Here is a 13,498-nt window from a genome sequence, read left to right on the forward strand (position 1 = left end):
AAAAACCCAGTATATTTTTTTTCAAATTTTTTGCGTTGAAAATAAGTAAAGGGTAAAGAAATTATAATAACGGGTATTGTTAGAATGAATAACGGAATTCCAACAAATAATACTAGGAGTAAGTCTTAAATTTTCTCAAGTTTCTACAAAATGTTGCCTAACGTCTGAGCTATGAACAGTACGGGAGCAAACTAGCGTTTGCTTTCCGCCACGCACATAGCGAAATCTTTTGGTTTTGTTTTTTTCTTTGTCCCGCTTAAAAGCAAAATCCCAAAGATTTTGCGCCATTATTAATATAGGCAGACCTTAGCGTTTAAAGCCCGAAACCCGCATTGTTTATAGGCTTTGTTATGTGCTGGCTTTTCCCACGTTCAATCTTTCCAAATCGGAATTTCCACAAAGCTATCATTATACCATTTTATTTTCAATGGTTCTTTCGCATCTTTTATATTTTCTTCCGCTACTTTTTTCCCCGTACCATAATTCAATTCCGAAAATGGGTTTTTATTCACATTTATGTATACAAGTAGGCGACTACCTTTACTTAATTTTTTACTTACTAAATGTGTGTTTGAAAATCTAATTGTCTCTATTTTGTTTGGTTCTAATAATTTTCTTTTGGTTATATCATCTGCATAACTTGCTCTGCCAATAATGTAAGACAAGCTGAAATATTCTCCATTTGGCATTACTTCATAAAGTGTAACACCAAAATCAAAATCTTTTTTATTGATGCTTACCTTTAGTTGGCCAATAAATGAACCGTTTACAATTATTGATTCCTCCAACGGTTTACTAATAAAATTAAAACCATTGCCCATATCCCTGTAATCTCGAATGATTGGGTCTGGGTAATAGTCATTATTCCAGATTTCTCTATTAGAAAAATCAACTTCTTGAAAATGAAAGTTCTTTTCGACGGGTTTCTCAGGACTTAACAAATTTATATCTTCTACTTTTTCCTTTGTTAGATATAACTTTAAAGATTTGTTACTCATCTCAGTAATACTTGAAGCACTTCTCCATTCATTTGCTCCCATTACTTGATAGTTAATTTTATCTTTTAATTTTTCAGGTTTTTTGCCATTCTTAAAAATGTAGTCAAACCATTGGTAAGTTATTTCGTTAGTGTTTATCAAAGCATCAGCGTCTACTTTATAACCGTTTACTTCGGGAAAGCCTCCTTTTTGAGCACCAAAATGACCATAAGGTCCAATAATCAAGTAGTGCTCGGCTTGAGGATTATACTTGTAGTGTTCTCTTAAGTAGTATAATCCAGAATTTTGTGAATCATTGTAGTATCCGTCGATTGAAAGAACAGGAATATCGATTTGGGAAAAATCCTCTTTATAAGGTGCCATACTTTGCCAATAATCATCAAATGATGGATGGCTTATCCATCGTTGAAACCATTTATTAGGTCTTTCGTCAATACTATCAAGTTTTTTATAAGCTATTCCGTTTTCCCACCATTTGTTTTGCATATCTCTAGAACGTTGCCGGTCATTTCCAGCAATCGTATCTAAAGTTTTGTTGTTTCCCACATAAAAAGCCCATTCGTAATTCGGGTTAATGAAAACATTATTTTCCATTGGCAAACCCATTCCTGGTCTATTAGCAACGTAAGGAACAATTGTTTTAAGTGCTGGGTGTAATTTTTTAGTAGAAGCCCATTGCGTAAATCCATTATAGCTACCTCCAAACATTCCAATCCGTCCGTCACACCATTTTTGTTTGCTAATCCAATCGATTACATCGTAAGTATCATTGCCGTCATTTTCGTATGGCCATATTTCGTTAGGACTAAGACGTTTTCCTCTTGTATATGCAATTACTCCAATATAGCCTTTGTTAGCGGATTCCTTTAAGGTGTTTAAGTCTCCTCCTTTATCTCTTACATAAATTGTACTTTGAAGAATTACTGGTTTTGGTTCGGTTATTTCATTTTTCCTAACGATGATTACTGAAACTTTTGCTCCGTCTCTTGTCTCAATTAAAACATCTTGAATATTGTACTCTCCGTCTAATTCTGATGTTTCTTTTTTTTGGCTTGAAGCGTTACAGCCTATTAAAAGAAAAATGAATAAATGCAGTATTATTTTCATTTGGTTGTTTTTATCTAAAGACGACCTTTTTATCAGAATGTTGCATTTTTTTCAGCTTGCACATAACGGTTAGTATATGAAAAGTAGGCGATTTCGAAGCACCAAACTTTCGGTTAAGCACAAAGTTTGATACGGACCACAAGCCTTGGATTTAGTACTATTCCGCCTATTTTTTATATACATCTTAAGTTTGATTCTCAGTAAATTGTTGATATAACTAGAAAGAACAAAAGAGAGAATTAAGGTTACTATATACGGTGAAGCTTCAGACTTCGACAACATTGATAATCCTCTCTCTTTTACTACTTAGATCACGTTCAGTTCTGTGAGACTTTAGATCTCGTTTTTAAGTTGTTGTGAGCAGAAGTAGCTGGTTCTTTCATAAAACATTTCTTATGATTAAATATAAAGAAACTTTTGGAGTTGACATCAGTAAAGATGTCTTTGATGTACATGGTAGTAGCAAAGGTCACGACCAGTATAAGAACAATGAAACGGGGTTCAAGAAATACCTTAAGGAATTACCCAAAGGTTCATTGGTCGTTATGGAAGCTACCGGTTACTATCATTATAGGCTTGCACAGTTTCTTTACAAAAATAGTGTACTGGTATCCGTTGTAAATCCTTTATCGATAAAGCGATTTATACAAATGAAACTTGCCAAGGTAAAAACGGACAAGAGCGATGCCAAGGCTATATGTGAATATGCCCTAATCAACGAGGTTCCTATTTACAATGCCTTGACGGATACCCAGAGCGAATGTTTACAGTTGTTCCGCTTATTGGATACTTATTTAAAACAACGTACCGCGACCAAGAACAAGATACATGGGGAAGCTGTTTTGGGGATACCCTCAAAGTTTGTCTATCGTTCCTTGATACGTAACAAGAAGCAGCTGAACAAAGAGGTAGCAGCTATCGAGTCAAAGATACTATCATTGGTAAAGGAGGACCAACAGGAGCAATTAACATTGTTAACGTCAATACCAGGAATAGGACAAAAGACTGCATTGTTCTTAATTGTTGTCACTGACGGTTTCAACAAGTTCGAAACAGCAGCACAGCTTTGTAGTTATGTAGGTATAACCCCCACGATACGAGAGTCGGGGAGCAGTGTAAGAGGTCGGGCGCGAATAAGTAAGGTCGGCAATAGAAAGCTTCGTAATCTATTGTTTCTATGTTCTTTCAATGCCTGTAAACACAACAAGGCATGCAGAGAAGTATATGAGCGAATCGTGAACAAGGGTAAGAGCAAGAAACTGGCACTGATAGCCGTTGCCAACAAACTATTAAAACAGTCTTTTGCTATCGCAAAATCTGGCAGACCATATGATGAAACTTACGTTTCTATATTGCCTAGATAAATAGCATATAAATTGAATAAAAAAAGCTCAAGAATCTGTTTTTTGAATCTATGAGCCTAGATTAATATTGTCTCAGATTAAAGAAGAATTTGTTTGTTTTTTACCTCAGTTCTTTGTTGTGGTGCGTTTTTCTACGCTGACATTGGTTTCACATTAATTTGTCCGCCAATTGCTTTCAATACTTTCATTATCGTTCCGAATTGCGGTTTTGCTCCATCAGATAAAGCTTTGTAAAGACTTGGTCGGCTCATTCCAGATTTCTCCGCAATTTTAGTCATTCCGATTGCCTTTGCAATATTTCCGATTGCCACAATTAAATCAGAACTATCTCCATCTTCAAGAACTGTATTAAGATATTCAGCAATCATTTCTTCGCTGTCCAAATAGTCCGCAATATCAAATTTTGTTGTTGCCATATCAATCATTTTTTATTCTGTTCCAAATTTTCTTCGCTTTGTCAATATCCTTTTGTTGGCTTGATTTATCTCCACCGATTAAAAGGATGACAATCTTGTTATCTTTTTCCTTAAAATACACTCGATAACCTTTGGCATAATTAATCCGCATTTCGCTAATTCCATCTCCAACAGGCTTACAATCTCCAAAATGCTCATCGGTTTCGAGTTTCTGAATTCGGAAGAGTATTTTAGATTTCGCTCGAATATCTTTGAGCTTTCTAATCCACTTATCAAATTCAGTTGTTTTTTCGGTGATAATCATTTAAAGTGTATCCATTTAGATACAAATATAATCTAAAATTTGAATTTAAAACAGAAATTTTCGGTTTTCCAGAAAGTTGCTCTTAAATGCACCACAACGTGTTTGTATATGGTTTGTTGCGTGTTTTAAGCAACTAATTTAGTAAATAATTACCGACCAAGAAAGTCCGCAAGGACTTTCGTAAGTAGGCAAGAACTAGCAATAAATTATATACGGTGTTGCCCACAGTATTTTATCCGAATACATTCATTAAGCTTATTCTATCTTTGTCAGAATTGAACTCAAACATTTTCATATGATGATGTGTTCGTTCAGTTTTTTCGGTGTAAATTTTACGTGTGTTTTCTGATGTATCCAATTCGATTGTCAAAGCCTTAATGTCTAAATTGTAGCATTCAGAATAGGATTTGTGCTTTGTTGAAGGAAAACTATCTTTAAACTCAATATTATATTTCGGTTGAAAATATTTAATAAGTGCAGCTTCAGTAAAATTTATTTTCTGCTTTTCTGTTATTGAAATTCCATTATTTTCAAAAAAATGTTCTCCTTTTTTACGTTCAATTTTTGAGTCTTTTTTACTTACTTTTATTAAATCTGCTCCAGCTGCGAATAGCATACTTTGTTGTGAAAAATTAGTTAGAAGAATCCAAATATCAGAATCAGGATTTTGAGTTAAAGAATGCGTGTAAATTTTTTGAACTGTTTCGTGAGATGAAAGTCTATCTAAAGCAGTTCTTTTTCCGTTTTTACCATAAGCTTGACCAATATATAATACTTCGTAATCAAGAGTGGTTAAATTCAGATTATTTTCAACGTGTGAGCTGTCAATTAAAGTACTTGGTCTTGCTCCAAACAAGACACCTTTATTATCTGAAAAACTAAAGAGATTATAAGGATATTCTGTGTGAAATTCCAATTCCGATTTTGCTTTGTTTAATTCAGTTCCCATTTTAATAACTCCGCCTTCTGTTGGGTGATGAATAATTAATTCAAAGTCCGCTTTTTTGCCTTTTATCTTAACTGAATTTGGGTCAATTGTAACTTTTGGTCTTCTTAAAACAAAATAAATATTGCAAGGATTATCTTTATTAAAAGTCTGGTTATTTTTCCCATAATGTTCCAAATCAGAGCCTAAAACAAATTGATATTGATTCAAATACATTAGTAAAAATGATTCAACTCCAAATCGATAATTGTTCTTTCCAAAGATGTTTTTCATATTGTGGGCAACGTGATTGTATATGGAAAGTTGCGTGTTTGCGTGCGAGGATTTTCCGAAGGAAAATCAGACGTAGCAAACGTGCAACGACCTTTGATTTAGCACAACACCAGCAATTTTTTATATACGGCTTAAGTTTGATTCTCAGTAAATTGTTGATATAACTAGAAAGAACAAAAGAGAGAATTAAGGTTACTATATACGGCTTAAGTTTGATTCTCAGTAAATTGTTGATATAACTAGAAAGAACAAAAGAGAGAATTAAGGTTACTATATACGGTGAAGCTTCAGACTTCGACAACATTGATAATCCTTTCTCTTTTACTACTTAGATCACGTTCAGTTCTGTGAGACTTTAGATCTCGTTTTTAAGTTGTTGTGAGCAGAAGTAGCTGGTTCTTTCATAAAACATTTCTTATGATTAAATATAAAGAAACTTTTGGAGTTGACATCAGTAAAGATGTCTTTGATGTACATGGTAGTAGCAAAGGTCACGACCAGTATAAGAACAATGAAACGGGGTTCAAGAAATACCTTAAGGAATTACCCAAAGGTTCATTGGTCGTTATGGAAGCTACCGGTTACTATCATTATAGGCTTGCACAGTTTCTTTACAAAAATAGTGTACTGGTATCCGTTGTAAATCCTTTATCGATAAAGCGATTTATACAAATGAAACTTGCCAAGGTAAAAACGGACAAGAGCGATGCCAAGGCTATATGTGAATATGCCCTAATCAACGAGGTTCCTATTTACAATGCCTTGACGGATACCCAGAGCGAATGTTTACAGTTGTTCCGCTTATTGGATACTTATTTAAAACAACGTACCGCGACCAAGAACAAGATACATGGGGAAGCTGTTTTGGGGATACCCTCAAAGTTTGTCTATCGTTCCTTGATACGTAACAAGAAGCAGCTGAACAAAGAGGTAGCAGCTATCGAGTCAAAGATACTATCATTGGTAAAGGAGGACCAACAGGAGCAATTAACATTGTTAACGTCAATACCAGGAATAGGACAAAAGACTGCATTGTTCTTAATTGTTGTCACTGACGGTTTCAACAAGTTCGAAACAGCAGCACAGCTTTGTAGTTATGTAGGTATAACCCCCACGATACGAGAGTCGGGGAGCAGTGTAAGAGGTCGGGCGCGAATAAGTAAGGTCGGCAATAGAAAGCTTCGTAATCTATTGTTTCTATGTTCTTTCAATGCCTGTAAACACAACAAGGCATGCAGAGAAGTATATGAGCGAATCGTGAACAAGGGTAAGAGCAAGAAACTGGCACTGATAGCCGTTGCCAACAAACTATTAAAACAGTCTTTTGCTATCGCAAAATCTGGCAGACCATATGATGAAACTTACGTTTCTATATTGCCTAGATAAATAGCATATAAATTGAATAAAAAAAGCTCAAGAATCTGTTTTTTGAATCTATGAGCCTAGATTAATATTGTCTCAGATTAAAGAAGAATTTGTTTGTTTTTTACCTCAGTTCTTTGTTGGCAACAGTATTTATTTTTTCAGTTCGTTCTTTAAATAATTCAACTCTTTTTTAATTATAGAAACTAAATCATTGATTGACTTAATTAATTCGGGATATATTTCGTCTGCTTTTTCTCGATGTTCATTATCCAAATTCGTTACTATTCCATAATCCGTTCCTCCAACTTTTTTTGGAAGACTTTGTCTGTATCTTGAAGACCAAACATATAAAATATCACTTATTTCACTAAATTTTATATTTATACTTTCCGTTGCAAGTAGTTTTGATTTAGCCGAAATAAATGTCAAGTCATTAAATAATTCCGAGTAATCTTTTCCAGTTTTTGTGAATTTCACGGTTTTGTCAAGTGAAGAAAGAATAGAAATATATAATTCCTCTTTTTCTTTAAATTCCCGAAATGCTAATTCTTGTTTGAATTTTTCTTTTTCACGTTTGCTTGCTAAATTCCAAGTTATATATGCAACTAAAAGACCAAATAAGCCTGATAAAAATACAGTCAAAATCGGGATAAAATTTATGTTATCTTGAGTATTTTCCATTTTTAATTTGAATTACATTTTATTGTTAAATTCAATCATTTTTTTTAGTAATTCAGTTTGTTTCATTGAATAGTAATCTGCTTGCTTATATTCCATTTCAATTCCGATGTCGTCACTAAACTCGTCTGTCGTTCTATTTAGGAGATAATTATATCTGTTTTTTAATTCTTTAATATTACTTTTTAAAAAATCTGAAAATAAGACTACAAAGCTTTTTTGATTCGCAAATCTTATTTGTTTTCCATTAACTTCAAGAAGGTAAAACTCTTTTTCTGTTACCAAATTTTTCATTGAGTAAATTCCTTGAAGTTCAATTCCACTATCTTTTAATTCTGAATTGAATTTTAACTTAACAACTTTAGTCAGCGACTTATATGTGTCAATTCCATAATCAAACATAATATTCTAAATTATTGTCTTTAGTTTCGGTTTTGGTCATATTGTTGCCAACGGTCTCGGCTATGAGCAGTACGGGGGATTTTAAGCACAGGCCTTTCCGTCTAGCACATAGCAAAGCCTTATTTTTGTTTTTAAATTTAACGATAAAAACTCAAAATAAGGCTTTGCGGAGTTCGATTTAAGCGATAACTTTCGGCAAACACAAAAGCCCCGTATTGCTTATAGCCATTGTGCCTGTTGCACAAGATATAAAAAATATCGAGCTCTGATCCTTGCCGATCGGACATTTGATCGTAACTTGTTGTATGCAGGGAAAAAAGGAGTACCAGGAGAAGCTTTTCGCTAGTTTCCAACTTAGTGAACGTATACCGAAGAACAATTTTTACAGGCGTTTGGGATCCGCCCTTGATCTTGGTTTCCTCTATAAGTTGACTCGGCCCTATTATGGGGAGAGCGGTCAAAAGAGCATAGACCCCGTGGTGTTCTTCAAGCTTTGTCTGGTGGGTTATCTGGAGAACCTTATCAGCGACCGTAAACTGATTGCGCATTGTTCGATGCGCTTGGACATTCTTTATTTCATAGGCTATGACATTGATGAGGAACTTCCATGGCACAGTACCATAAGCCGTACACGCCAACTGTTTCCAGAGTCCGTTTTCGAGGAAGTGTTCACGAATATTTTACAGTTGTGTATAGAAAAGGGAATGGTAAGTGGTCATACCCAAGCGATAGATTCGGCACCGGTAAAGGCGAACGCGAGTATGGATACCTTGGAACTGAAAGTGCCCGAGGAAGAACTAAAGGAGCACTTGGTGCGGATACGGGCGATCAGCGCCATGGACAGGGAAGTGCCACACCGTAAGTCCAAGGATAATAAAGCGGATAAGGGCGATCGTAGTATTACCGCAAGTGGAAAGGAGCTGAATGCGATAAAGAGCCGTAACAAGAAGTGGGCGAAGGATCAGGATCAAAGACCCGGTGCAGGTAATAAAGGTGCGAAGTACACCAGTAACAAAACACATTATAGCCCAACGGACCCCGATGCCAGGATAAGTGTGAAACCCGGCAAGGCCAGAAAGCTGAACTATCTTTCTCAACTTAGTGTTGACACGGCGCATCATGTTATAACCGACATCAGGGCGTACCATGCAGATGGAAAGGATAACCAGCAATTACAGGATATCGTACAACGCTTGCAAAGAAGATTATGGCAACAAGGTCTGGTATTTGAAAACTGCGTGGCCGATACGGGGTATAGTAGCGGGGAGAACTATGCATTTCTGGAAAACCAAGGGCTAAAAAGTTTCATTCCACCGCATGGCACCTATAAAGGTGGTCCCGATGGGTTTACGTACATCAGGGAACACGACAATTATCTATGCCCACAGGGCAAGGTGATCCCTTTCAAAAAAGTGTTCCTTGACAGCCGGACCAAGACCAAAAAGAAGGCGTACCGCGCGTCGAGCAAGATCTGCAAGGGCTGCTCGATCATGGAAAGCTGCCTTGGAAAGGTCAACGAGAAACAGTTCTCGGTCACGTATTATCGGGCGGAATACGAACGGAACATCGCAAGGGTCGAGAGCCCACAGGGCAGGTATATGAAGGGTAAACGACAAAGCACCGTAGAACCCGTTTTCGGTACCCTCACCCAGTTCATGGGCATGCGCAAGATAAATACGATAGGTCTGGAACAGGCCAACAAGGTGATGCACCTCTCCGCAATCGCCTATAACCTTAAGAAGTACCTGAAATTTGAACTGAAACGTTCAAATAGTGGGCTAGCAAAGCTTGCTTTTAAGGTCTTTATAAAAAGTACTGTCCAAGATATGTTTTCAGTATTCCTAAGGCATCAAAAAGTGACATTCTAATACTGAACCGGTAATAATAAAACCTCTTAAAGAGGCTTTATTATGTTGATTTTATTCAGAATTTAAGCTTGTGCAACGGTTACCGGTGTTGTAAAACGTTTTTATTCAGTAACTCTTTTTCAATACTTGTCCGAAATCCAATATAAGTTATTTCGGCAATTTTTATTTTTTCATTTCCAGTCCATTCCGCATCTTCATTCATTAATTTTAATTCCGCTTCGTTTTCCGTAAGATTTTTAATTTGTCCGACAAAATATGAATCATCGTCAGTTTCTGTAAATATTGCAATCAACTCTTCGTTTTCTAATTCCGATAAACATTCGGACATATTATTCATTCTTTCAAGTGGCAGTTTTCCGATAAATTCCGCGTAATTATTATTCTTTATTTCACTTAATTCTTCTTCGTCCCATTCTCGATATTTGTCAATTTCAAAATTCCTAATAATTGCAAAACCGTCAAATTCTTTTGTTTCGTCATTAAAGCAAATAAACACAAAGATATTCTCATTTGATTTTAAACAAATTCCAGAATAAACTTCGTCTCGATTTGGTGCTAAATCAACGTGAATTGGAATTCTATTTTTGATGGTTTCCTGCATTTTCTTGGTTTGGTCAAATGTTTTACAACGTCTCGTATATGAAAAGTAGGGCAGGTGGTAAGCGATGACTTTTCGGTTTAGCCACAAGCCAAAACTTTTGCATTTTGTTTTTATCTTATTTTTCTAAAAGCCAAATCAAAAGATTTGGCGACTTCGCAAATACGCCCAAGCCTTTGTTTAAGCACCATTCCGCCCTATTTTTTATATACATTGTTGTGCTTTCGTGCTTTATTCGTATTCAATTGTTCCATTTTTTACAAAGCCATCTGTTTTATCACAGACTATTCCAACACTATATTTCGCTCTTGTTATTCCTACATAAAATTTCGCTCTGGCTTCATTGCTAAACTTACCGACTGAAATAGTATTGTCCTTTATCCAACCAAGCATTCCTTTCGTTGGATAGATTAAAACCCTTTCAAAAGTTAAACCTTTAGATTGCCCAAAATTAGTAATACTAAATTCGGAATTTGTGTTCTTTGTTAAAGAGTTCCACCTTAATTGGACGGGATTATATTTTGCTAAATAATCATCAACTTTGTCTTTTTCAATTATATATATGCCATCATGTTCTGTTGTTTCATTTTGTTTTGAACCACATTGACTATGTTCAGGATAAAGTCTATTTGCAAAGTCGCATATAGGCTGATTGCATCTGTAAGATTCAGAAAGTGATGTTTCATCAATTTTGAAACCTAATTTACTGCATTCTGTAGTAATGAACTCTTTTAATAATCCATTTCTATATTTTTTATATTTCGTAGAATTATGAGTTAAATAGGTAACTTGTCTTGGGTCACAAACCAATGATAGATTTGAACTGCATTGCCCAAAAGTCCTTAGTAATTCCAAATCGTATCCTGCCAAATCTTGACATTCATCAATTAGTATGTAGTCGTAAATTTCTGTAATACGGTTTATTATTTTTCCTTTTGTTTCTTTGTTAACTCTAATAGCAAGTTTTGCAACTTTATCAGAATAAATTCTTTTGTTTTTGGTAAAGTAGAATTTATCAAAATTATCCGCTTCTGCATATGGAATTTTCCTTCCAGTTCTTTGGTCTGTGTATCTAATTCCCGATTTCTCGTTTACAAGCAGAAGTCCCTTTATTTTGTGGTCAAATAGAATAGTTTGATAAGGTTTTATGCATTGTTTAATTAAAAATGAAAACCAAGTAGAAATATGAATATTTGAAGGAATACAGCCTATTAATTCAAAAAATTTATTCTTGATTTCTTGAGCGTTTGATTCTGTGTAGGTAGTAATTAAAATAGAGTTTTCAGGAAATGACAATGCTTTTTTAATTAAAGCTGTGGTTTTTCCTGAACCTGCCGATGCTATGATTAATTCGTTAGTCATTATTAAATAACGTCTGAAATAAAATTAGGGAATACAATTGTTTCTTTTGAATCAAACAACTTTAATGCACATTCTGTTTTATTGAGCTTCATGTATTTATGAAATTCGTCTGCCGTTTTATAATCTTTTTCGAAAACTAGATTGAACAACTCAATAGAATTTGATTTAAGTAATTTAGGTTCTAACGTGTTGTAATTAAATGGTTTGCCGTATATTTCAAAATCTCCTTCATCTATTTCGCTATCATAGGAAATTGTAATGTTTGGTTTTGCGTTTTCTCCTATGTAATCTTCGTATTTGTTTTCAAGTTGTTCAAGACTCCAATCTGTATCTGTAATTACGATTACTGGCTTATTTATTTTCTCTGCTATTTGTAAAAATCTTAAAAAAGAAGTGCCCACAGAAATTACATCTATTCCGTCTTCTATTGGTAGTTTACCATGTTTTTGTGAATATGCCTTTTGAATAATTAATTCGTCTGAATCGCCTTCCACAAGTATTGACTTATTGCTAAGAATTAATCTAAGAGTATCGTAACCAGCTAATCTTTTGAAGTAAGTAAAAGTTTCATCTTCTAAGTCTTTAAAGGTTATGGTTTTTTGCTCGTTTAATAAGATTAGGCTTTCTAAGCCTAATTTGTTTGCAATAAAACTACTATGAGTAGTTACAATAATTTGTTTGTTTTCTGCTCCTTTTTTGAGGTCATGAATTAGCTCATTTAATTTTGTGTGCGATAGGTGATTTTCTGGTTCCTCAATTAAAAGCACATTGGATTCTAATGTTTTTTTATGCGATAGAGCCAATTTGGTTTTTATCACACATTGTTCTCCTTTTCCGATATGATGAAATGGAATATCATCAAGATATGTTACTAAAGAGTTTTCCCAAGAATTTTTTGAAGAAAGTTCAACTGAGAGTTCAACTTTCTTATTGGAAATATTTGAATCAGTTTGAATTTTTTTATTTATGCTAATTATAGATTCCTCTTGCATGAAAACATCTTTCATTTTCCTGTGTGCTTGGGAAACATCTACAATTTCTTTCTGGTCTAAAAAGTCTTTAATTATTCTGCTAATATAAATATCAGAACCATTCTGCAATCTACCATTTGATGAGTCTATTAATGCAGGTTTAATCGGTATGAGCCTTGGTGTGACTCTCTCGTCTCTAGCGAAGGATTCCCAATAAAAATTATAATATTCAATGGGTAAACTTTTTATGCTTTCGGTTTGAACTAAAATCTGATATTCAGGTAAATATTTGTTATCAAATTCAATGTTGAAAGATAATCCAATTGAATCTGATTTTTCAGAGTTTTTATCTCCTTTGAAAATCGAAGGTGCATCAGGCGATAAAAAAACTTCAATTTTAATTGAAGGTGGTGCTAATGGTGTTTCAGTTTGAAGACTTGAAATATATTCTTTTATAGTTTCTTTGTTGAATATGTATTCATTCAGTTCATTATGAATATATCGACCTTTAAACCATCCAGAAAGTATAAGGTTTAGAGCTTCAATAATTGTCGATTTTCCTGCTTCATTTTCCCCAACTATGATGTTGACATTTTTATTTAATGCTAACTCAAATTCATTTTTGAAACATTTGAAGTTTTTAATTTTTATTTTCTCAATATGCATCTAGGTTGGTTTTTTTTTGCATGAAGCACAACGGTCTTGTATATGGCTCGTAGCGTGTAAATTAGCGATTATTTTCGGATTAAGCACAAGCCAGGTTTTTAAATTTTACTATTTATCTTTTTTATTGGAAATCGTCAATTTTAAAAATTTGGCGACTTTCCAAATATGCCTTAACTTCGT

General features: G+C 34.5%; 12 protein-coding genes. 3 read left to right on the top strand and 9 right to left on the bottom strand.

Going from position 1 to position 13,498, the window contains the following annotated elements:
* Positions 1–371: 371 nt before the first annotated feature.
* Positions 372–2,105, bottom strand: a complete 1,734-nt coding sequence (locus BTR34_RS16390) for a CocE/NonD family hydrolase (RefSeq protein ID WP_068483165.1) — start codon at positions 2,103–2,105, stop codon at positions 372–374.
* A gap of 395 nt (positions 2,106–2,500) precedes the next feature.
* On the opposite strand from BTR34_RS16390, the gene BTR34_RS16395 reads away from it, so the two are divergent.
* Positions 2,501–3,469: a transposase gene (locus tag BTR34_RS16395; RefSeq protein WP_074472153.1), complete on the top strand. Its 969-nt coding sequence runs from the start codon at positions 2,501–2,503 to the stop codon at positions 3,467–3,469.
* A 131-nt stretch (positions 3,470–3,600) separates the two neighbouring features.
* Here the strand turns inward: BTR34_RS16395 and BTR34_RS16400 are convergent, their stop codons facing one another.
* The 3 genes from BTR34_RS16400 to BTR34_RS16410 all read right to left on the bottom strand — a co-directional run bounded on the left by BTR34_RS16400 (position 3,601) and on the right by BTR34_RS16410 (position 5,408).
* On the bottom strand, positions 3,601–3,885 hold the full coding sequence (locus BTR34_RS16400) for an addiction module antidote protein (RefSeq protein WP_068485161.1): 285 nt from the start codon (positions 3,883–3,885) through the stop codon (positions 3,601–3,603).
* A gap of 1 nt (position 3,886) precedes the next feature.
* Complete coding sequence (locus BTR34_RS16405; protein WP_068485159.1) at positions 3,887–4,189, bottom strand: type II toxin-antitoxin system RelE/ParE family toxin; 303 nt, start codon at positions 4,187–4,189, stop codon at positions 3,887–3,889.
* 232 nt (positions 4,190–4,421) lie between these two features.
* On the bottom strand, positions 4,422–5,408 hold the full coding sequence (locus BTR34_RS16410) for a hypothetical protein (protein WP_157483873.1): 987 nt from the start codon (positions 5,406–5,408) through the stop codon (positions 4,422–4,424).
* A gap of 417 nt (positions 5,409–5,825) precedes the next feature.
* Here BTR34_RS16410 and BTR34_RS16415 point away from each other — a divergent pair, with 417 nt between their 5' ends.
* A complete protein-coding gene (locus tag BTR34_RS16415) occupies positions 5,826–6,794 on the top strand; it encodes a transposase (RefSeq protein WP_074472153.1) in 969 nt (322 codons plus the stop codon).
* Positions 6,795–6,923: 129 nt separating this feature from the next.
* On the opposite strand, the gene BTR34_RS16420 is transcribed toward BTR34_RS16415, so the two are convergent.
* Entirely contained in the window at positions 6,924–7,454 is a 531-nt protein-coding gene (locus BTR34_RS16420; protein WP_068485164.1) for a hypothetical protein, read from the bottom strand.
* 12 nt (positions 7,455–7,466) lie between these two features.
* Complete coding sequence (locus BTR34_RS16425; RefSeq protein WP_082960185.1) at positions 7,467–7,853, bottom strand: hypothetical protein; 387 nt, start codon at positions 7,851–7,853, stop codon at positions 7,467–7,469.
* Positions 7,854–8,158: 305 nt separating this feature from the next.
* On the opposite strand from BTR34_RS16425, the gene BTR34_RS16430 reads away from it, so the two are divergent.
* Complete coding sequence (locus BTR34_RS16430) at positions 8,159–9,721, top strand: IS1182 family transposase (RefSeq protein ID WP_068485162.1); 1,563 nt, start codon at positions 8,159–8,161, stop codon at positions 9,719–9,721.
* A gap of 79 nt (positions 9,722–9,800) precedes the next feature.
* Here BTR34_RS16430 and BTR34_RS16435 read toward each other — a convergent pair whose 3' ends face one another.
* The 3 genes from BTR34_RS16435 to BTR34_RS16445 all read right to left on the bottom strand — a co-directional run bounded on the left by BTR34_RS16435 (position 9,801) and on the right by BTR34_RS16445 (position 13,318).
* A complete protein-coding gene (locus BTR34_RS16435) occupies positions 9,801–10,322 on the bottom strand; it encodes a hypothetical protein (protein WP_068485157.1) in 522 nt (173 codons plus the stop codon).
* A 228-nt stretch (positions 10,323–10,550) separates the two neighbouring features.
* On the bottom strand, positions 10,551–11,681 hold the full coding sequence (locus tag BTR34_RS16440; RefSeq protein WP_068485156.1) for a UvrD-helicase domain-containing protein: 1,131 nt from the start codon (positions 11,679–11,681) through the stop codon (positions 10,551–10,553).
* 2 nt (positions 11,682–11,683) lie between these two features.
* Entirely contained in the window at positions 11,684–13,318 is a 1,635-nt protein-coding gene (locus tag BTR34_RS16445) for an ATP-dependent nuclease (protein WP_068485155.1), read from the bottom strand.
* Between the last annotated feature and the right edge of the window lie 180 nt (positions 13,319–13,498).

Origin of the sequence: Maribacter hydrothermalis, from assembly GCF_001913155.1 — a bacterium.
GTDB classification, from domain to species: domain Bacteria; phylum Bacteroidota; class Bacteroidia; order Flavobacteriales; family Flavobacteriaceae; genus Maribacter; species Maribacter hydrothermalis.

Bases quoted from the DNA above. Each gene is read 5' to 3' on its own strand.
- BTR34_RS16415 (WP_074472153.1), top strand. From the start codon at position 5,826: ATGATTAAATATAAAGAAACTTTTGGAGTTGACATCAGTAAAGATGTC.
- BTR34_RS16410 (WP_157483873.1), bottom strand. From the start codon at position 5,408: ATGAAAAACATCTTTGGAAAGAACAATTATCGATTTGGAGTTGAATCA.
- BTR34_RS16395 (WP_074472153.1), top strand. From the start codon at position 2,501: ATGATTAAATATAAAGAAACTTTTGGAGTTGACATCAGTAAAGATGTC.
- BTR34_RS16440 (WP_068485156.1), bottom strand. From the start codon at position 11,681: ATGACTAACGAATTAATCATAGCATCGGCAGGTTCAGGAAAAACCACA.
- BTR34_RS16445 (WP_068485155.1), bottom strand. From the start codon at position 13,318: ATGCATATTGAGAAAATAAAAATTAAAAACTTCAAATGTTTCAAAAAT.
- BTR34_RS16405 (WP_068485159.1), bottom strand. From the start codon at position 4,189: ATGATTATCACCGAAAAAACAACTGAATTTGATAAGTGGATTAGAAAG.
- BTR34_RS16430 (WP_068485162.1), top strand. From the start codon at position 8,159: ATGCAGGGAAAAAAGGAGTACCAGGAGAAGCTTTTCGCTAGTTTCCAA.
- BTR34_RS16435 (WP_068485157.1), bottom strand. From the start codon at position 10,322: ATGCAGGAAACCATCAAAAATAGAATTCCAATTCACGTTGATTTAGCA.
- BTR34_RS16420 (WP_068485164.1), bottom strand. From the start codon at position 7,454: ATGGAAAATACTCAAGATAACATAAATTTTATCCCGATTTTGACTGTA.
- BTR34_RS16400 (WP_068485161.1), bottom strand. From the start codon at position 3,885: ATGGCAACAACAAAATTTGATATTGCGGACTATTTGGACAGCGAAGAA.
- BTR34_RS16390 (WP_068483165.1), bottom strand. From the start codon at position 2,105: ATGAAAATAATACTGCATTTATTCATTTTTCTTTTAATAGGCTGTAAC.
- BTR34_RS16425 (WP_082960185.1), bottom strand. From the start codon at position 7,853: ATGTTTGATTATGGAATTGACACATATAAGTCGCTGACTAAAGTTGTT.